Raw genomic sequence first — 18,063 nt, forward strand, 5'->3', positions numbered from 1 at the left:
CTCCGTGGGGTCAGTCGAGGATGAAGCTCTCCAGGTACGACGGGTTGGCCCGCTCGAGCATCGACTGCGAGCGCGCCCTGATCTGCCGGTCGCTGTGCTCGCTCGCGGGCAGCATCCAGAAGCGGTCGGCCCGGATGCCGTCGACGACGTGCCCTGCGACCTCCTCGACCGGGGTGAAGGCGACCTCGTGCCCGGCCTCCTTCATGGCGGACTCCCACTGGTCGAGGCTGCGGTACGGGGTCTTGCGGGGGCGCTGCTTGGCGTACCGCTCGGGCCGGTTGCGGTGCGACTCCCACAGGCCGGTGCGCAGCATGTGCGGGCCGGGGAACAGGACGGAGGCGCCGACCGCGGCGCGTTCCGCCTTCAAGTGGGCGTAGAGCGACTCGGTCATGGTGACGACGGCGGACTTGGTGACGGCGTAGACGGAGGCGGTGGGCAGCGGGGCGATGCCGCCGTCGCCGGAGGAGGTGTTGACGACATGGCCGGGTCCGCCGCCGGCGAGCATGCGCGGGACGAAGGCCTGGATGCCGTGGAAGACGCCCCACACGTTGACGGCGAAGGCCCATTTCCAGTCGTTCGGCTCGTGCTCCCACATGCGGCCCTCGGCGCCGGAGCCGACGCCCGCGTTGTTGCACAGCACGTGGACGGCGCCGAAGGTCTCGTACGCGGCGTCCGCGAAGGCCCGTACGGATCCTGCGTCGCTGACGTCGACGGTACGGGCGAGGATCTGCGCCCCCTCGGCCATCAGCTCCTCGGCGGCCTTGGCGAGCGGGGCCTCCTCGACGTCGCCGAGGACGACGGCGAGCCCCTCGGCGGCGAAGCGGCGGGCCATGGCGAGGCCGATGCCGCTCGCCGCGCCGGTGACGACGGCGACCTGTCCGTCACGCAGTTCCATCAGACACTTCCTTCGGGCGGCGCGTCGAGGGCCTGCTGCGGGTCGTCGTAGCGCTGGTGGAGGTAGGGCAGCAGGTCCTGGGCGCTGACGCGTTCGACGACCCGGCCCTGCTGGTCGGTGGTCTTCTCGCCGATGGTGATCTCGACGAGCCGGCGGACCGGCAGGTCGGCGACCGGGTCGTACATCGACTCGCGCAGGACGACGTCGCCGGTGATCCGCTCCAGGCGGCGCACCTTCTCGTTGCGGACGCAGTGCACGAGGACCGGGTCGCCGTCGAAGCCCGAACCGGCGCCGTCGACGGAGGGCAGGAACTTGAAGTAGAAGTCGGTCTTCACGGCGGGCTCGGGCAGCGGCAGCGTGCCGGAGACGGCGCCGCGCACCTCGACGAAGGCGATGCCGTGCCGGGCGAGCGAGGCGGTGACGACGAGGCCGTCGCGCTCGACGAGGACCTCGCCGAGCTTCTTGGGCTCGCCGAAGACCTCGCGGCCGCCGGTCAGGGCGCGCTCGTGGGTCATCGGCATGACCAGCGGATACCAGCCCTCCTGGTCGCCGTGGGCGGCGGCGACGGCGACGGATCCGGCGCCGAGGGGGTAGCCGGGCAGGTCGACCTTGCTGATGTTGACGCGGACGAGCGGGCGCCCGGTGGGTTTGAGCGGCGGCGGCAGGACGGCCGCCACGACGTCGGGGGCGGTCTCCCAGACGGCGACGACTCCGGTGGACCAGATGTCGGGAAGCCCGGCGCTCCTGGCGCGCGTCGCGGCGATCTCCGCCTCGGTGCGCGCCCCGTACCGTACTCGTGCCATGACGTACCACCTTTCGGGAACGTATCGGCCTGTAACACAGTTACACCGACGGCCCGGAAGGGTAAAGAGCCGTGCACGCACGGGAGTTGGGGGATCCGATGGCACGCACCGCGCTGACCCGGGACCAGGTCCTTGACACCGCCGCCGCCCTGGTCAGGGAACACGGCCCGGCGGCGCTCACCATGCGCCGGCTCGCCGCCGAGCTCGGCACCGCCGTGACCTCGATCTACTGGCACGTCGGCAACCGCGAGTCGCTGCTCGACGCCCTCGTCGAACGCACCGTCGCCGACCTCGGCACCCTCCGCCCGAGCGGCGGGGACCCGGCCGAGCGCATCGTCTCGGTGGCCCGCCTCCTTCGCGGCGCCCTGCGTGACCGCCCCCATCTGGTCGCGATGGTCCACGAACGGGGCCTGACCGAGCGCATGTTCCTGCCCGCCCAGCGCGCCCTCGTCCACGAGGCCCACGCGGCAGGCCTGCGCGGCGCCCGGGCGGCGGAACTGGTGCGGGCCGTCCAGTTCCAGGTCGTCGGCCACGTCCTGGTGGAACGCAACCGGGAACGCGCCCCCGCCCAGTCCCCCGCCGAGACGGAGCTCTGGGCCACGGACACGACCCCCGGACCCGCCGAGGCGGACCCGCCCCTCGCCCGCGCTCTGGCCGCCCCGATCGACACGGAGCGGCTCTTCACGACGGCGGTACGGGCCTTGGTGGCCGGGCTGCTGCGGGAGGAGGAACCGGAACCGGCCGGGGCCCGCTGAGCTTCCGCCTGCGAATTCCCGTGCGGGCGGGCCCGGGTGGGCCCGCGGCCCGCTTCGCCGTTCGCCGGCGGCGTACGGTTCCGGCCAGGGAAGTGGGCACCGGGAGCAGGGGTGTCAGTGAGGGCCCGTATTCTCAGTGACCATGCTCGACGACCGTACGACAGCAGTGACGTGGCCGGCCGCCTACCCACAGGGGTACGCGGTCGTCGACGTGGAGACCACCGGCCTCGCCCGCGACGACCGGATAGTGTCGGCTGCCGTCTACCGGCTCGACGCCCAGGGCAACGTCGAGGACCACTGGTACACGCTCGTCAATCCGGAGCGGGACCCGGGCCCGGTGTGGATCCACGGGCTCACCAGCGACCTGCTGGAGGGCGCGCCGCTGTTCCCGGAGATCGCCGAGGAGTTCTCGGCGCGGCTCGACGGGCGGGTGCTCGTCGCCCACAACGCGATGTTCGACTGGCAGATGATCGCCCGCGAGTACGCGCGGGCCGAGCGCACCGCGCCGGTGCGGCAGCGGCTGTGCACCATCGCCCTGTCCAAGGAGCTGTCGCTGCCGCTGCCCAACCACAAGCTGGAGTCGCTGGCCGCGCACTTCGGCGTGGTGCAGCAGCGGGCGCACAACGCGCTCGACGACGCCCGGGTGCTCGCGGAGGCGTTCCGGCCCAGCCTGCACGCGGCCGCCGAGCGGGGGGTAAGGCTGCCGCTCCTGGAGTGCCGGCCGCTGACGGAGTGGGCCTCGGCTCCGGCGCAGCCGCGGATCGGCTACCAGGCCTCGTACCGTACGAACGGCTGGCGGCCCTCGCGCAAGCGGCCGCCCTGCCCGTACCCGAACCCGGGGCGCTACGCGGTGGACCGGCCGCTGAAGCAGGGCATGCGGGTGGCGTTCTCCGGCGACACGTCGGTCGACCGCGAGCTCCTCGAGGACCGTACGGTCGAGGCCGGGCTGCACGTGGCGACCAGTGTGTCGAGGCTCACCAGCCTGCTCGTCACCAACGACCCGGACGCGGCCACCTCCAAGACCCTGAAGGCGAAGTCGTTCGGGACGCCCGTCGTCGACGAGGCGGCCTACACGCAGCTGCTGCGGGACGTGGCCCCGGCAGACGAGTGACGGGCCGGGCGCGCCGCCCGGCCTTCGCGCGCCCGCGGCGCCACCCTGTGGCGCATGGCACGTTGTGAGGTCTGCGGAAACGACTACGGCATGTCCTTCGAGGTGCACGCGCAGGGCGCCGTGCACGTCTTCGACTGCTTCTCCTGCGCCATCCACCGCATGGCGCCCATCTGTGAGCACTGCCGGGTCCAGATCATCGGGCAGGGCGTCGAGGTGGAGGGGAACTGGTACTGCGGTGCGCACTGCGCCCGTGCGGAGGGAAAGGCGGGCATCGTCGACAAGGTGTGACGAAACGATCCTTTCGGGCGGTGAGGGAACCGGAACCCCCGTGCGTGCACCCCATGGCCCGAGTTGTACGGTCATGGGGTGTACCGCTTCCTGTTGTCCCGGCAGTGGGTGATCCTCACCCTGCTCGCCCTCGTCCTCATCCCCGTGATGATCGAGCTGGGCTTCTGGCAGTTCCACCGGCATGAGCGCCGGGTCGCCCAGAACACCCTGATCGCGGACAACCTGGCGGCGAAGCCCGTCCCGGTCGAGGAGCTGACCTCCCCCGGGCACACCGTCCCGCGCGCCGAATACTGGCGCCAGGTGACCGCCACCGGCACCTTCGACACCGCGCACGAGGTCGTCGTACGGCGCCGCGTCTCCTCCGACGAGCAGGTCGGCGTGCACGTCCTGACCCCGCTGGTCCTGGCGGACGGCAAGGTCGTCATGGTCAACCGCGGCTGGGTGCCGGCCGCCGGCGACCAGCACTCCTTCCCGAAGGTGCCGCCCGCCCCCAAGGGCGAGGTCACCGTCACGGGCCGGCTGATGGCCGACGAGACGACCGGCGCCAGCGGCATCAAGGACCTCAAGGGCCTGCCGGACCGTCAGGTGATGCTGATCAACAGCGCGCAGCAGGCGGCGCTGCTGGGCCGTACGGTCCTCGGCGGGTACATCGAGCAGACCGCGCCGGAACCCGCCGGGGACACCCCCGAGCTGATCCCCGCGCCCGACCACGACTCGATCGGCGCGCACATGGCGTACGCCGTGCAGTGGTGGCTGTTCTCCGCCGGCGTGCCCGTCGGCTGGGTGATCCTGGTCCGGCGCGAGAAGCGCGACCGGGAGGCAGCGGCCGGCGCGGGCTCCGCCGCAGACACAGACGGCACAGATGACACGGACGACGCAGACGACCCAGAGGACCCAGAGGACGCGGACGGGACGGACGGGGCGTCCGCGACGGCGGGTGCGACGGCCTGAGGGCTCCTTCGGCGTCCACGCCTCTGATTGACCGTCGCCGCTTCCGGGAACAGCCCAAAGCGTGACGCAACGTATCGACGACTACGCCCTCATCGGGGACCTCCAGACCGCCGCGCTCGTCGGCCGTGACGGGTCGATCGACTGGCTGTGTCTGCCCCGCTTCGACTCGGCCGCCTGTTTCGCCGCGCTCCTCGGCGACGAGAACAACGGCCACTGGCGGATCGCCCCCAAAGGCGCCACCCGCTGCACCAGACGCGGCTACGCCGAGGACTCGCTGGTCCTGGAGACCTACTGGGAGACCCGTACGGGCACCGTCAAGGTCGTCGACTTCATGCCGCAGCGCGACAAGGCCCCCGACGTCGTGCGGATCGTGGAGGGCGTCAGCGGAAGCGTCGAGATGAGCGCGGCGCTGCGGCTGCGCTTCGACTACGGCTCGATCGTGCCGTGGATGCGCCGCGCCGACGGCCACCGGGTGGCGGTCGCCGGGCCCGACTCGGTGTGGCTGCGCAGCGAGCCGCCGGTGAAGACCTGGGGCCAGCAGTTCGCCACCTGCTCGGCGTTCACCGTCGGCGCGGGCGAGAAGGTGGCCTTCGTGCTCACCTGGCACCCCTCGCACGAGCCGCGCCCGGACCTCGTCGACCCCTTCGAGGCGCTCGACCAGTCGCTCGCCGACTGGCGGGAGTGGGCGGCCCGCTGCACCCACGAGGGGCCCTACCGCGACGTCGTGGTGCGCTCCCTGATCACCCTGAAGGCGCTCACGTACGCCCCGACGGGCGGCATCGTCGCCGCCGCGACCACCTCGCTGCCGGAGGAGCTGGGCGGGGTGCGCAACTGGGACTACCGGGCCTGCTGGCTGCGCGACTCCTCGCTCACCCTCGGCGCGCTGCTCACCGCGGGGTACGTCGAGGAGGCGGCGGCCTGGCGCGACTGGCTGCTGCGGGCGGTGGCCGGCGACCCGGCCGATCTGCAGATCATGTACGGGCCGGCCGGGGAGCGCAGGCTGCCCGAGACGACCCTGCCGTGGCTGCGCGGCTACGCGGACTCCGCGCCGGTGCGGACGGGGAACGCGGCCGTGGAGCAGTTCCAGCTCGACGTGTACGGCGAGGTGATGGACTCGCTGTACCGCGCCCGGGAGGCCGGGATCCCGGCGCGGCGGCACGCCTGGAACCTCCAGTTGAGCCTGCTGGGCTTCCTGGAGTCGACCTGGCGCGAGCCGGACGAGGGCCTGTGGGAGGTGCGCGGGCCGCGCCGCCACTTCGTGCACTCCAAGGTGATGGCGTGGGTGGCGGCGGACCGTGCGGTGCGCACCCTGGAGGCCGATCCGTCGCTGCCGGGGGACGCGGCGCGCTGGCGCGCGATGCGCGACGAGATCCACGCGGAGGTGTGCGAGAAGGGGTACGACCCGGCGCGCAACACCTTCACGCAGGCGTACGGTTCGCTCGAGCTGGACGCGGCGACGCTGCTGATCCCGCAGGTCGGTTTCCTGCCGCCGGACGACCGGCGGGTGGTGGGGACGGTGGACGCGGTACGGGCGGAGCTGCTGCAGGGCGGGTTCCTGCGCCGCTACTCGACGCAGAGCACCTCGGTGGACGGGCTGCCCGGGCAGGAAGGAACGTTCCTGGTGTGCTCGTTCTGGCTGGCGGACGCGCTCCGGCTGACCGGGCGGGTGAAGGAGGCGCGCGAGCTGTTCGAGCGGCTGGTCGGGCTGTGCAGTGACGTGGGGCTGCTCGCGGAGGAGTACGACCCGGTGTCGGGCCGGCAGCTGGGGAACTTCCCGCAGGCGTTCAGCCACATCGGTCTGGTGAACACCGCTCTCGCACTCGCCGCGGAGGAGGCGGCAGGATAGGTCCATGGATCTTGGACTGAAGGACCGTGTGTACGTGGTGACCGGCGCGACGCGGGGGCTCGGCCGGGCCTCGGCGGAGGCGCTGCTCGCGGAGGGCGCGAAGGTGCTGCTCACCGGGCGGGAGGAGAAGACGGTCGCGGAGGCGGCGGCCGCGCTCGGCCCGGACGCGGCGGGTGTCGCCGCCGACAACACCGACCCCGGGACCCCGCAGCGGCTGATCGCTGAGGCGCGCTCCCGGTTCGGCGGCTTCGACGGGGTGCTGATCAGCGTGGGCGGCCCGGCGCCGGGCTTCGCCGCGGACAACACGGACGAGCAGTGGGCGGCCGCTTTCGACACGGTGTTCCTGGGCGCGGTGCGGCTCGCCCGCGCGGCGGCGGAGACGCTGCCGGAGGGCGGAGTGATCGGCTTCGTGCTGTCCGGCTCGGTGCACGAGCCGATCCCGGGCCTGACCATCTCCAACGGACTGCGGCCGGGCCTGGCCGGCTTCGCCAAGTCCCTCGCCAACGACCTGGGCCCGCGCGGCATCCGGGTGGTGGGCCTGCTGCCGAGCCGGATCGACACCGACCGGGTCCGCTCGCTCGACGCGCTGTCCGGCGACGCGGACGCGGCCCGTGCGGCGAACGAGGCCGCGATCCCGCTGCGCCGCTACGGCACGCCGGAGGAGTTCGGGCGCACGGCCGCGTTCCTGCTGTCGCCGGCGGCCTCGTATCTCACGGGCGTGATGCTGCCGGTGGACGGCGGGGCGCGCAGCGGCTTCTGAACGCGGCTCAGGCGACGCGGACGCGCCCGCCGGCCCGGGCTGCTCAGGTGACCCGGCGGGCCCGGTGCTTGACCGCCCGCAGCCTGGCCTCCGTCGGCAGGGCGCGCAGGCCGGCGGAGGTACGGGCGTTGCCGAGGGCCTCGGCGGACAGCGCGGTCAGGGTGTCGGCCGGGGAGGCGTACGGCTCCAGGAGGAGCGCGACGCGGGTACGGGGTGCGGCGCGGCGGCCGGTGAGCGAGACCCGGGCCCGGGCGACGCCCTCCTGGGCACCCGCGTCGGCCTCCAGGACCGCCTCCAGGGCCCGGCCGCGCACCACGGCCTCCTCGCCGTCGCCGCTGTCGACGACCACCTCGCGGAGCCGGGCCCGGCGGAACTGGACGATCAGCCACCACAGGGCGAGCAGCACGACGAGCCCGAGCACGGCGATGACCACCGGCCACCACCAGCTCTCGGCGCGCCAGTGCTGCCGCTGGGAGCGGGTGAGCAGCACGTCGTCGCGGTCCGACCAGGGCCACCAGGCTGGTACGGGCAGGTCGAAACCGGCCGCGAGCACGGCGCCGCCGCCCACGACGAGCAGCAGGCCGGCCAGGGCCAGCACGATCCGGTTGACGCGCCGGAGCACCACGGTCACCCCGTCACCCCTTCCTGGGCGGCCTGGCCACCCGGACCGTCAGGGCCGGCGGGTGGGCGAGCCCGAGTTCGTCGATGCCGGCGGCGAGGACGTTCTCCAGGTCGGAGCGGACCTCGTCGAGTTCGCGGAAGTGGGAGACGGCGCGGGCCGCGACCTTGGCCCGGCCCACCCGGACCCGTACGGACCGGACTCCGGACACCTCCATCGCGCGGTCGCGCAGCGCGAGCGCGGCGGCCTCCCGGTCGAGTCCGGCACGCACGTCGGCGTGCTCGCGGCGCATCGGCAGGACGGCGCGCAGACCGGGGGTGAGCGCGAGGAGCAGCAGCCAGGCGCCGAGGACGACGGCGAAGCTCGCGCCGGCGAGGACCCGGACGTCGTCGAGGGGCCGGGTCGCGAGGTCGTCGGCGAGGGAGCGGCGCCAGGCCATGGCGCCGCGGTCGGCGCGCACAGCGGCCACGTCGTACAGGAGCAGTCCGGCGCCGCCGAGGACGACGGCGGCGAGGAGGGCGGCGGGGATGCGCCGGACGGACCAGAAGCGGCGTACGGGCCGGGCCGGGGCCTCCTCGGGGGGCGGCACGGGCGCGGTCCCGGGCCCGGTCTCCGGCGCGGGTCGCGGTGCGGACTCCGGTTCGGGTTCGGTGGTCATCTCAGGCGCTCCCGGGCCTTGTCGGGTGCGGTGTGCGGGGAGTGCAGTCGCTCGACGTGGACGGTGACCTCGTGGACCTCGAGCCCGGCGAGTTCCTCGACCCGGTGGCGTACCCGGCCGCGTACGGCGCCGCACTGGCGGCCGATGTCGGAGGGGTAGCCGAGTTCGAGGCTCACCGCGACGCGGGCGGCCTCGCGGTGCACGACCACCGAGGCGTGCGGGGCGGAGCCGCCCTTGGGTACGGCGGTCAGGGCCTCGCGGGCCGCCTGGGCGGCGATCTTCGCGACGACCCGGTCGGCGACCGTGGTCGCTCCCCGGCCGGCCGCCCCCACCCGGTCGCGTACGAGCTCCGCCACCCCGGGTCACCGCCGCCGGTCGCCGCGGTCGCGGCCCCGGAAGAGGTCGCCGGGTTCCAGGTCCCCGTCGAGGAACCTGCCCGCGACGAAGCCGATCGCGCCGAGCGCGGCCACCAGGACGAACGCGCCGAAGCCGCCGAAGTACCCGGCGAAGCCGAGCGCCATGCCGGCCACCAGGCCGACCACCGCCATGTTGCTCATGCCGATCCCTTTCCGCTTCCGCCGTGCCGCCCGTGGCTACTGGAGCCGCGTCTCCGGCTCTTCTTCCTCTTCCTCCGGGAGCTTGACGTCGCTGACGGCGATGTTGACCTCGACGACCTCCAGGCCGGTCATGCGCTCGACGGCGGCGATGACGTTCTCCCGTACGGCGCCGGCGACATCGGCGATGGAGACGCCGTAGTCGACGACGATCTCCAGGTCGAGGGCGGTCTGCAGCTCGCCGACCTCGGCCTTGACGCCGCGGGTGACGCCCGACTTCCCGCCGCCCCCGCCGGGGACGCGGTCGCGGACGGCGCCGAGGGTGCGGGAGATGCCGCTGCCCATGGCGTGGACGCCGACGACATCGCGAGCGGCGAGTCCGGCGATCTTCTCCACGACGCCGTCGGCGATCGTGGTCCGGCCGCGCAGGGCGGGGTCGCCGCCGCCGCGCCTGGTCACCGCGTTCTGCTGGTCGGAGTGCGCGCTGTCGGCCATCGCCATCCGTCCTTCCCTCACACCTGGGTGTTTTGCCTTATTCGCCCACATTAAGGGCGGTTGCCCGGTTTCGCGCCGGGGATGCGGCAGGCTGGAGCAATGACGACTGCTGAGGCGTGGCGCACGACGGACCGGCTGCTGCCGCTCGGCGGGCCGGCGGACGGCGCGTGGATCGCGGAGCGGGCGGTACGGGCGCTGCTGGCGGAGACGGCGCGGGGGGTACGGGGTGTGGTGCCGGCCCTGCCGCGGTTCCGGCTCGCGGGCGAGGCCGGGGCCGCCGCCGGGCCGCGGTTCCCGGTGCCGCCCGGCGGACTGCCGGCCGGGGAGCTGCGGATCGCCCTGGAGTTCGCGGCCCGGCTCACGGTGGTGTCGGGGCGGCCGCTGCCGGAGCTCGCGGACGCCCTGCGGGCGGCGCTGCTGGGGGCGGCGGAGGGCCTCGGCCTGGTGGTGGCCGGGGTGGACCTGCGGGTGACGGAGCTGCTCGACGACGCCCCGGGCGATCCGGCGCCCGCCGCTCCCCCGCCCGGGCGAACCTCGCCGCCCACGCCCGACGACCCGGCGGCTATGGCCGCGCTCGCGGTGCCGGGCGTGGCGGCCCTGACCGATGTGTTCGGCGCGCCGCTCCGGCGCGCACCGGGCCTGCTGCGCGTCGAGCTCGCGGTGACCGCGGACCACCGTGCCGTGGAGGTGTGCCGCGCGGTCCGGACAGCGGTGACCGCCGCCGCCCCGGGGGCGACGACGGTCACGGTGCTGGTGTCGGAGCTGCGCTGAGGGGGGCCGGTCCACACTGAGGGGGCCGGACTGCGCTGGGGGCCGCGTACTGCGCCGAAGGGGCCGGCCCGGTGCCCGCGGGGCCGGCGGGGCCGGCCGGGTCGCCCGGGGGCGGGTCCCCGTCAGTCGCCGAGGCCCGCCAGGTCGCGCAGGCGCCGGGCCTGGGCGGCCCGCTCGGCGGTGCGCTGGTCCTCGTACGTGCGGCCCGAAGCGGCCTGGAGCAGGGCCTTGGTCTCGATGACCGCGGAGCGCGGCGCGGCGAGCAGGGCGGCGCTCAGGTCCCGTACGGCACCGTCGAGTTCGGCGGCGGGCACGGCGATGTTGGCCAGGCCGGTGCGCTCGGCCTCCTCGGCGTGGACGAACCGGCCGGTGGCGCAGATCTCCAGCGCGCGGGCGTAGCCGACGAGGGAGACCAGGGGGTGCGTGCCGGTGAGGTCCGGGACCAGGCCCAGGCTGGTCTCGCGCATGGCGAACTGCACGTCGTCCGCGACGACCCGCAGGTCACAGGCGAGCGCGAGCTGGAAGCCCGCGCCGATGGCGTGCCCCTGGACGGCCGCGATCGACACGATGTCGCTGCGGCGCCACCAGATGAACGCCTCCTGGTACTCGGCGATGACCGCGTCGAGGTCCTCGTCGGAACCGCGTGCGAGGTCGAGGAAGGACGGCTCTCCGTCGAAGCCCTCGGGCGTGAACGCCTGCCGGTCGAGGCCCGCGGAGAAGGACTTGCCCTCGCCGCGCAGGACCACGATCCGCACGCTGCCCGGCAGTGACCGGCCGGCTTCCGTCAACGCCCGCCACAGAGCGGGAGACTGGGCGTTGCGCTTCGCCGGATTGGTCAGGGTCACCGTGGCAACGGCGTCCTCGACGGTGAGCCGTACACCGTCCTTGTCGAAAACGAGCTCAATGTGCTCGGAGTCGTCGAGCGTAGTCATGGGGCGCCTCCGGTTCCGGTGCAGCACTGCATCCGATGCTAAGTGACTGCACAGTAACCACCCGGCCGGCCGCACGGCCGACCGGGTGGCCACCGAAAGATCCGGTGGACCGGTCGAGCCGCCCCGCTGTCAGGCCGAAGCCGCCTTCTTGCCGCGCGTCGCGCCACCGCGACCGCGCAGCACGACTCCGGACTCGCTGAGCATCCGGTGGACGAATCCGTAGGACCGGCCGGTTTCCTCGGCCAGTGCCCGGATGCTCGCACCGGAGTCGTACTTCTTCTTCAGGTCTGCCGCGAGCTTGTCGCGCGCGGCGCCGGTCACCCGGCTGCCCTTCTTCAGAGTCTCGGCCACCCGTGCCTCCTCATGGGAAGTGCGCTCTGGACTTCTCATGATCACCCCTCTCGGACGTCCTGGCCACCCATTCGACAAGGTCTGTGCCATGAGCTTGGTCCGGACGGAAGCGACCGTCACGATCGGAATTGATCGTTCCGGTGGGTCGGGAAGCCGGCCGGGAGCCGCCCCGGACGGGAAGTACCAGGTCAGCGGCGCGGGGGGAACACCAGTACGGCGCGGGTCCAGGCGGAAGGATTCCGCAGGGCCCGCGCCGGGGGTACGAGACGCACTCACTCAGATGAAGGATCACCCATGAGCCGAATGATCCAGCCCGGCATGATCACACGGCACGATCACCGGGTCCGCCCGGTCAGGCCAGGGCGACCAGGTCCGCGTAGTCCGCGCCCCACAGGTCCTCGACGCCGTCCGGGAGCAGGATGATCCGCTCCGGGTCGAGCGCCTCGACGGCGCCCTCGTCGTGGGTGACGAGCACGACCGCGCCCTTGTACGTGCGCAGCGCGCCGAGGATCTCCTCGCGGCTGGCGGGGTCGAGGTTGTTGGTGGGCTCGTCCAGGAGCAGCACGTTCGCCGAGGAGACGACCAGGGTCGCGAGCGCGAGCCGGGTCTTCTCGCCGCCGGAGAGCACCCCGGCGGGCTTGTCGACGTCGTCGCCGGAGAAGAGGAAGGAGCCGAGCACCTTGCGCACCTCGACCAGGTCGAGGTCGGGGGCGGCGGAGCGCATGTTCTCCAGGACCGTGCGCTCGGGGTCCAGGGTCTCGTGCTCCTGGGCGTAGTAGCCGAGCTTGAGGCCGTGGCCGGGGGTGACCTCGCCGGTGTCGGGCTGCTCGACTCCGCCGAGGAGGCGGAGCAGGGTCGTCTTGCCGGCGCCGTTGAGGCCGAGGATGACGACGCGCGAGCCCTTGTCGATGGCGAGGTTCACGTCGGTGAAGATTTCGAGGGAGCCGTACGACTTGGACAGGCCCTCCGCCGTGAGCGGGGTCTTGCCGCAGGGCGCGGGCTCCGGGAAGCGGAGCTTGGCGACCTTGTCGGAGACGCGGACCGCGTCCAGGCCGGCGAGCAGGCGCTCGGCGCGCTTGGCCATGTTCTGCGCGGCGACGGTCTTGGTGGCCTTGGCGCGCATCTTGTCGGCCTGCGAGTTGAGGGCCGCGGCCTTCTTCTCGGCGTTCTGGCGCTCGCGCCTGCGGCGCTTCTCGTCGGCCTCGCGCTGCTGCTGGTAGAGCTTCCACCCCATGTTGTAGACGTCGATGGTGGAGCGGTTGGCGTCCAGGTAGAAGACCTTGTTGACGACGGTCTCGACCAGGTCGACGTCGTGGGAGATGACGATGAAGCCGCCGCGGTAGGTCTTCAGGTAGTCGCGCAGCCAGACGATGGAGTCGGCGTCGAGGTGGTTGGTCGGCTCGTCCAGGAGGAGGGTGTCCGCGTCCGAGAAGAGGATGCGGGCCAGCTCGATGCGGCGGCGCTGGCCGCCGGAGAGGGTGTGCAGCGGCTGGCCGAGGACCCGGTCGGGCAGGCCGAGGGCGGCGGCGATGGTGGAGGCCTCCGCCTCGGCCGCGTAGCCGCCCTTGGTCAGGAACTCGGTCTCCTGGCGCTCGTACTGCTTGAGGGCCTTCTCCCGGGTGCCGCCGGAGCCGGTGGCGATGCGCTCCTCGTTCTGCCGCATCTTGCGGATGAGGACGTCGAGGCCGCGGGCCGACAGGATGCGGTCGCGGGCCAGCACGTCGAGGTCGCCGGTGCGCGGGTCCTGCGGGAGGTAGCCGACCTCGCCGGAGCGGCTGATGGTGCCGCCGGCGGGCTGTCCCTCGCCCGCGAGGCACTTGGTGAGCGTGGTCTTGCCCGCTCCGTTGCGGCCGACCAGGCCGATGCGGTCGCCCTTGGCGACACGGAAGGAAGCGGACTCGATGAGGACGCGGGCGCCGGCGCGCAGCTCGATGCCGGAAGCGGTGATCACGGACAGACTCCAGGGCGATGGGGAACGGCGGAAGGACGGCTGAGGAGGGCTTCGACGCCGCTAATGCACGGGGAGAATGGCCATACGGCCAGTCTAACGGGCGCTTGCAACTGGTTTTCGGCCACAGATCACAGGAGCGGCGAACTGGGTCACATGTCACAGATCGTTCGCATGCCTCTCAAAAGGGGTGAATCCGTCTGGCGTGCTCGATACTCGGCGCAGGGCGGCGGTCACTGCCGCGGCGGCGACACCAAGGGCGGTGGCCATGCAGTTCGACGACGATGCCGACCTGGACACCTCGGAGGTCAAGGACGTCCGGGGCAGCCGCATCCCGGGCGGCAGGGCCACCGTCGGCGGCGGGATCATCGGCTTCATCGCCCTGATCCTGGGCCTGCTCTTCGGGGTGGGCCCCGACCAGCTTGGCCTGTCCTCCGGCGGCGACGAGCCGGTCGCGACCTCCTCGCCTGCCGGCCAGGTGGGCGCGGCCTGCAAGAAGGGCCGGGACGCGAACACCCGCGAGGACTGCCGGATCGTCGCGGTCGTCAACAGCGTGCAGGACTTCTGGCGCTCGGAGTACGCGCGGCGGGGCGGCCGGTACACGGACGCGTCGACCGTGATGTTCGCCCAGCGGGTCCCCACCGCCTGCGGCAACGTCACCTCGGCGGTCGGCCCGCTCTACTGCCCCCTCGACCGGCAGGTCTATCTGGACCTGGGCTTCTTCGACGAGCTGCGCACCAAGTTCGGCTCGACGGGCGGGCCCTTCGCGCGGGCGTACGTGGTGGCGCACGAGTACGGCCACCATGTGCAGAACCTGCTGGGGACGCTGGGCAGGGCCCAGGACGGGCGGACGGGGGCGAACTCCAACGCGGTGCGGGTGGAGCTCCAGGCCGACTGCTACGCGGGCGTGTGGGCCCGGCACGCGACCACCACCCCGGACGGGAAGACCGGGAGGCCGCTGCTCACCCGGCTCACCGACGACGACGTCCGCGACGGCCTGGACGCGGCCGCGGCGGTCGGCGACGACCGGATCCAGGAGCGCTTCCAGGGCCGGGTGACGCCGGAGAACTGGACGCACGGCTCGGCCGCCCAGCGCCAGCAGTGGTTCTACCAGGGCTACAGCACCGGTGACATGGCCCGGTGCAACACCTTCCGGTGACTTGTCGGCGGCGGCTGCGAGACTGAGATCCAGGTCACATCGAGAGGAGTGATCGGGATGGCTGAGTCACCCGACATCTGCCCGACGCTGAGGTTCGACGACGCCAAGGGGGCGATCACGCTGCTCACGGAGGCGTTCGGCTTCACGACCACCGCGGTGTACGAGGGCGAGGACGGCAGCGTCATGCACGCCGAGCTCGCGTACGGGAACGGGATGGTGATGCTCGGCAGCAAGGGCACCGGCAGCGAGTTCGACAAGCTCATGGCCGGCGGCGGCCCGGTCGGGGTGTACGTACGCGTGGACGACGTCGACGCGCACCACGCGCGGGCCGTGGAGCACGGCGTCGAGATCGTGATGCCGCCGACGGACCAGGACTACGGCTCCCGGGACTACATGGCCCGGGATGCCGAGGGCAACGTCTGGAGCTTCGGGACGTATGCCCCCGGCGCGGCGGCCGCGGGGTAGGCCGTGCCCGTCGGCGGCGGCGTGGCTCCCCGCCGGTTCAGGCGCCCCCGGTGTGGACCTGGAAGGCGGCCCGGCGCACCGCCTTCGCGAGGGCCGGGTCCGGGTGGGCGGCCGCGAGGGCGACCAGGACCTGGACGGTACGGGGGTGGCCGACGGCCCTGACCTCGTCGAGGAGGGCGGGGACCGTGCCCTGGACCGCGGAGTCGAGGTGGCGGACGAGCAGGGCGCTCTCGCCGTGGTCGGCGACGGCGGCCGCGGTGTCCACCCACAGCCAGGTCGCCTCCTCGCGGGTGAGCACCTCGGGGGCGTCGTCCGGGTCCGCGCCCTCGTACTCGGCGAGCCACAGCAGGGCGTACGGGCGCAGCGAGGGCTCCGCGAGAGCCGTCCTGACCTCGGGCTCGGCCGGAGCGCCGACCACCCGCAGGGCCTCGAAGGCGAGGCCGCGCAGCAGGGCGTCCTCGCCGCGCGCGACGGCGATGAGCTCGGCCACGGCGCTGGAGAGGGTGCGGGCGGCGAGCCAGGCGCGGTACTCGTCGCGGGCCGGGCCCGGGGTGAGGCGGGCGCAGCCGCGGAGCATGTCCTCGGCGGACTGCTCGATGTTGCCGGCCGGGCTCTGCGCGGCGACGCAGATCTGCTCCAGCTTGACCCAGACCGCCCAGTTGCCGAGCGGCGTCAGGGTGGCCTGCCCGCCGTCGGGGGTCGCGCCCAGGGTCAGGGCGCCGACGGCGGCGAGGCCTTCAAGGGCCCAGTCGAGCAGCGCCGGCAGGCCCTCGGCGGCGGGGGCCGCCTCGACGGTCGTGCCGGGTGCCGGGACCTCGCAGCGCTCCTCGCGGAGCTCCTCGACGCGCTGGCGCAGCAGGTCGAGCAGGCTCGGCACCGCGACGGGCCCGGCGGACAGCTGGAGGAGCGAGAGGACCTGGGGGACGGCCTCGACGACCTCGGCGACGGCGCCGGCCGCCACGTCCGCGGGGGCCGGGTGGACCAGCGACCAGGCGTCGAAGAGGGCGACCCAGCCGCGCAGTACGGCGGAGTCGTCCCGGTCCCAGGCGTGCAGCCGCCAGCCGGGGCGGGCGGTGTCGCCGTGCAGCTCGACGAGGCCGGCGAGCCGGGCCCGGTCCCAGCCGGCCAGGACCTGGGCGGGCGTCAGATCCAGCGCCGCGGCGGCCCGTTCCCCGTTCGGGGGTGCGGTCTCGGCCTGCCGGTCGACGGCGGCCCAGCGGGCGATCCGTACGGCGTCGGCCAGGACGGCACGGGCCTGGCCGGCCAGTTCCGCCCGGGGCGGTGTCCCCTCGGGCGGCCGCGGCGCCGGGCGGGTGCGCCGGGTCGTCACGGCCCTTCGAGCGGTGGCGAGGGCCCGCGGACGGACGAGTCGGAGTCTGGAGTTGCGCGCCAATGGTTCATCGGGCTTTCGAGACGTCACGGGGGCAGTCTTCCCGCTGACGGCCCGAAAGCCCAATCGGAATCCGCAACGCCGCTGCATCGCCCCGCGCTTGCACGGAAGCGGGGGCCCGGCCCGCCCGGGCGAAGGCCTGGTCCGCGTCCTAGACGAGCGGGGTCAGGAAGCGGCGCAGGGCCTCCTCGTAGCGCAGGGGGTCGGCGTTCCACATGGCCGCGTGGGGGGCGCCCCGGACGGTGGTCAGGGTGACCAGGTCGGGGCGGAGGGCGGCCAGCTCCTGGGAGCGGGCCCAGGGGGCGATCGTGTCGTCGGGGCCGTGGAAGACCAGGGTCGGCACGCGCAGGGCCTCGGGGTCGGCGGCCTCCTGGAGCCGGTCGCCGTGGAGGCCGGTCCTGCCCTGGGCGGCGCGGACGGCGAGCGGGATCAGCGGGCCTGGGATGCGGCGGGCCGCGGCCAGGTTGCGCAGGGTGGCCTCCCAGTCGAGGACCGGGGAGTCGAGGACGAGGCCGCGGATCCTGTCCCGTACCCCCGAGCTCGCGGCGGCGTGCAGGGCCATCGCTGCTCCGGTGCCCCAGCCGTGCAGGATGACGTGCTCGGCGCCCCGGCGGACGGCGTAGCGGATGGCGGCGTCGACGTCGCGCCACTCGGAGTCGCCGAGATGGGCGAGCCCGTCGGGGGAGGCGGGCGCGCCCTCGTCGCCCCGGTAGGCGGGGATGAGGACGGGAATGCGCCGGCGGTGGAGGAAGGGGAGCAGGTTGAGCGGGTGCTCGCGGGTGGCGCCGAGTCCGTGCAGGGCGATCACCCAGGTGAGGCGGGGTCCGGGGACGACCCAGGCGGGCAGGTTGCCGAGTTCGCCGGGGATCTCGACGTCCTCGTAGGGCAGGCCGAGGGCGGTCTCGGGGGTGCCGCAGTGCAGCTGCGGGGTGAAGCGGATCCGGCCGCCGGTGGCGAGGGTGCCGAGCTCGACCCGTTCGAGGCGGCGCACCACGGTGTCGGCGGTGTGCGGGACGCGGTCGAGGACGGGGCCGACGACGGCGTGCAGTCCGGTGGCCTCGATGCCGTAGGTGCCGGCGCGCAGGGAGGCGAGGCTGCGGGTGAGGGTGATCCGGCCGGGTCCCGTGGCGTGCACGGTGAGTTTGGGATCGCCCGGCAGCGGGCGTCCGGACGGCACCTTGAGGGCGGCGTCGCTGGCGTACCGGCCGGCCGCCACCGCGGCCGCGCCGACACCGATCACTGTGGTGACGGCCGCTGCCGTCGCTGTAGCCGGGCGCACGCTCCCAGTGTCGGCAGCCGGGGCCCGCCCTGC

At 73.7% G+C, this 18,063-nt stretch carries 21 protein-coding genes; 9 read left to right on the forward strand and 12 right to left on the reverse strand.

Annotated elements, in window-relative coordinates; all coding sequences use genetic code 11:
- Positions 1–10: 10 nt before the first annotated feature.
- Positions 11–895, reverse strand: coding sequence for an SDR family NAD(P)-dependent oxidoreductase (locus ACIGEZ_RS00210; RefSeq protein ID WP_399824213.1), 885 nt, complete (start codon positions 893–895; stop codon positions 11–13).
- The gene (locus ACIGEZ_RS00215; protein ID WP_399824214.1) at positions 895–1,698 is read right to left on the reverse strand and encodes an acetoacetate decarboxylase family protein; all 804 of its coding nucleotides are present in this window, start codon (positions 1,696–1,698) and stop codon (positions 895–897) included. The genes ACIGEZ_RS00210 and ACIGEZ_RS00215 overlap by 1 nt, the downstream gene beginning before the upstream one ends.
- 98 nt (positions 1,699–1,796) lie before the next feature.
- On the opposite strand from ACIGEZ_RS00215, the gene ACIGEZ_RS00220 reads away from it, so the two are divergent.
- The 6 genes from ACIGEZ_RS00220 to ACIGEZ_RS00245 all read left to right on the forward strand — a co-directional run bounded on the left by ACIGEZ_RS00220 (position 1,797) and on the right by ACIGEZ_RS00245 (position 7,409).
- Complete coding sequence (locus ACIGEZ_RS00220) at positions 1,797–2,453, forward strand: TetR/AcrR family transcriptional regulator (RefSeq protein WP_399824216.1); 657 nt, start codon at positions 1,797–1,799, stop codon at positions 2,451–2,453.
- Between the two features lie 136 nt (positions 2,454–2,589).
- A complete protein-coding gene (locus ACIGEZ_RS00225) occupies positions 2,590–3,564 on the forward strand; it encodes a DEDDh family exonuclease (RefSeq protein ID WP_399824217.1) in 975 nt (324 codons plus the stop codon).
- A 54-nt stretch (positions 3,565–3,618) separates the two neighbouring features.
- Positions 3,619–3,852 carry a hypothetical protein gene (locus ACIGEZ_RS00230; RefSeq protein ID WP_329419513.1) on the forward strand — a complete coding sequence of 78 codons (234 nt, stop codon included), beginning with the start codon at positions 3,619–3,621 and terminating at the stop codon, positions 3,850–3,852.
- A 78-nt stretch (positions 3,853–3,930) separates the two neighbouring features.
- The gene (locus tag ACIGEZ_RS00235) at positions 3,931–4,803 is read left to right on the forward strand and encodes an SURF1 family protein (protein WP_399824219.1); all 873 of its coding nucleotides are present in this window, start codon (positions 3,931–3,933) and stop codon (positions 4,801–4,803) included.
- A 61-nt stretch (positions 4,804–4,864) separates the two neighbouring features.
- Positions 4,865–6,649, forward strand: a complete 1,785-nt coding sequence (locus ACIGEZ_RS00240; protein WP_399824221.1) for a glycoside hydrolase family 15 protein — start codon at positions 4,865–4,867, stop codon at positions 6,647–6,649.
- Between the two features lie 4 nt (positions 6,650–6,653).
- Complete coding sequence (locus ACIGEZ_RS00245; protein WP_399824223.1) at positions 6,654–7,409, forward strand: SDR family oxidoreductase; 756 nt, start codon at positions 6,654–6,656, stop codon at positions 7,407–7,409.
- Positions 7,410–7,452: 43 nt separating this feature from the next.
- Here ACIGEZ_RS00245 and amaP read toward each other — a convergent pair whose 3' ends face one another.
- Genes amaP through ACIGEZ_RS00270 form a run of 5 tightly spaced genes read right to left on the reverse strand, consistent with a single transcriptional unit; the run spans position 7,453 to position 9,735 of the window.
- Complete coding sequence (amaP, locus tag ACIGEZ_RS00250; RefSeq protein WP_399824225.1) at positions 7,453–8,040, reverse strand: alkaline shock response membrane anchor protein AmaP; 588 nt, start codon at positions 8,038–8,040, stop codon at positions 7,453–7,455.
- Positions 8,041–8,044: 4 nt separating this feature from the next.
- On the reverse strand, positions 8,045–8,686 hold the full coding sequence (locus ACIGEZ_RS00255) for a DUF6286 domain-containing protein (RefSeq protein ID WP_399824227.1): 642 nt from the start codon (positions 8,684–8,686) through the stop codon (positions 8,045–8,047).
- On the reverse strand, positions 8,683–9,042 hold the full coding sequence (locus tag ACIGEZ_RS00260) for an Asp23/Gls24 family envelope stress response protein (protein WP_399824229.1): 360 nt from the start codon (positions 9,040–9,042) through the stop codon (positions 8,683–8,685). The genes ACIGEZ_RS00255 and ACIGEZ_RS00260 overlap by 4 nt, the downstream gene beginning before the upstream one ends.
- Positions 9,043–9,048: 6 nt before the next feature.
- Positions 9,049–9,243 (reverse strand): hypothetical protein, encoded by a 195-nt coding sequence (locus tag ACIGEZ_RS00265; RefSeq protein WP_399824230.1) that lies wholly within the window; start codon positions 9,241–9,243, stop codon positions 9,049–9,051.
- 36 nt (positions 9,244–9,279) lie between these two features.
- On the reverse strand, positions 9,280–9,735 hold the full coding sequence (locus ACIGEZ_RS00270; RefSeq protein WP_399824232.1) for an Asp23/Gls24 family envelope stress response protein: 456 nt from the start codon (positions 9,733–9,735) through the stop codon (positions 9,280–9,282).
- A 99-nt stretch (positions 9,736–9,834) separates the two neighbouring features.
- Here ACIGEZ_RS00270 and ACIGEZ_RS00275 point away from each other — a divergent pair, with 99 nt between their 5' ends.
- Positions 9,835–10,506, forward strand: coding sequence for a hypothetical protein (locus tag ACIGEZ_RS00275; protein WP_399824233.1), 672 nt, complete (start codon positions 9,835–9,837; stop codon positions 10,504–10,506).
- 122 nt (positions 10,507–10,628) lie between these two features.
- Here ACIGEZ_RS00275 and ACIGEZ_RS00280 read toward each other — a convergent pair whose 3' ends face one another.
- The 3 genes from ACIGEZ_RS00280 to ACIGEZ_RS00290 form a co-directional block, all read right to left on the reverse strand.
- Entirely contained in the window at positions 10,629–11,438 is an 810-nt protein-coding gene (locus tag ACIGEZ_RS00280) for an enoyl-CoA hydratase/isomerase family protein (protein WP_399824235.1), read from the reverse strand.
- Between the two features lie 129 nt (positions 11,439–11,567).
- The gene (locus ACIGEZ_RS00285) at positions 11,568–11,789 is read right to left on the reverse strand and encodes a helix-turn-helix domain-containing protein (RefSeq protein WP_005319113.1); all 222 of its coding nucleotides are present in this window, start codon (positions 11,787–11,789) and stop codon (positions 11,568–11,570) included.
- A gap of 352 nt (positions 11,790–12,141) precedes the next feature.
- Positions 12,142–13,740, reverse strand: coding sequence for an ABC-F family ATP-binding cassette domain-containing protein (locus ACIGEZ_RS00290; RefSeq protein ID WP_399824236.1), 1,599 nt, complete (start codon positions 13,738–13,740; stop codon positions 12,142–12,144).
- Between the two features lie 265 nt (positions 13,741–14,005).
- On the opposite strand from ACIGEZ_RS00290, the gene ACIGEZ_RS00295 reads away from it, so the two are divergent.
- Both ACIGEZ_RS00295 and ACIGEZ_RS00300 read left to right on the forward strand, forming a co-directional pair.
- Positions 14,006–14,896, forward strand: a complete 891-nt coding sequence (locus ACIGEZ_RS00295; RefSeq protein ID WP_399824238.1) for a neutral zinc metallopeptidase — start codon at positions 14,006–14,008, stop codon at positions 14,894–14,896.
- 57 nt (positions 14,897–14,953) lie between these two features.
- Positions 14,954–15,361, forward strand: a complete 408-nt coding sequence (locus tag ACIGEZ_RS00300; protein ID WP_399824240.1) for a VOC family protein — start codon at positions 14,954–14,956, stop codon at positions 15,359–15,361.
- A gap of 37 nt (positions 15,362–15,398) precedes the next feature.
- Here the strand turns inward: ACIGEZ_RS00300 and ACIGEZ_RS00305 are convergent, their stop codons facing one another.
- Together ACIGEZ_RS00305 and ACIGEZ_RS00310 are read right to left on the reverse strand one after the other, a co-directional pair.
- On the reverse strand, positions 15,399–16,781 hold the full coding sequence (locus ACIGEZ_RS00305) for a hypothetical protein (protein WP_399824242.1): 1,383 nt from the start codon (positions 16,779–16,781) through the stop codon (positions 15,399–15,401).
- Positions 16,782–16,902: 121 nt separating this feature from the next.
- Positions 16,903–18,030 carry an alpha/beta hydrolase gene (locus ACIGEZ_RS00310; RefSeq protein ID WP_399824244.1) on the reverse strand — a complete coding sequence of 376 codons (1,128 nt, stop codon included), beginning with the start codon at positions 18,028–18,030 and terminating at the stop codon, positions 16,903–16,905.
- Positions 18,031–18,063 lie beyond the last annotated feature (33 nt).

The sequence above is a fragment of the Streptomyces sp. NPDC085481 genome, assembly GCF_044541845.1.
Taxonomy (GTDB): domain Bacteria; phylum Actinomycetota; class Actinomycetes; order Streptomycetales; family Streptomycetaceae; genus Streptomyces.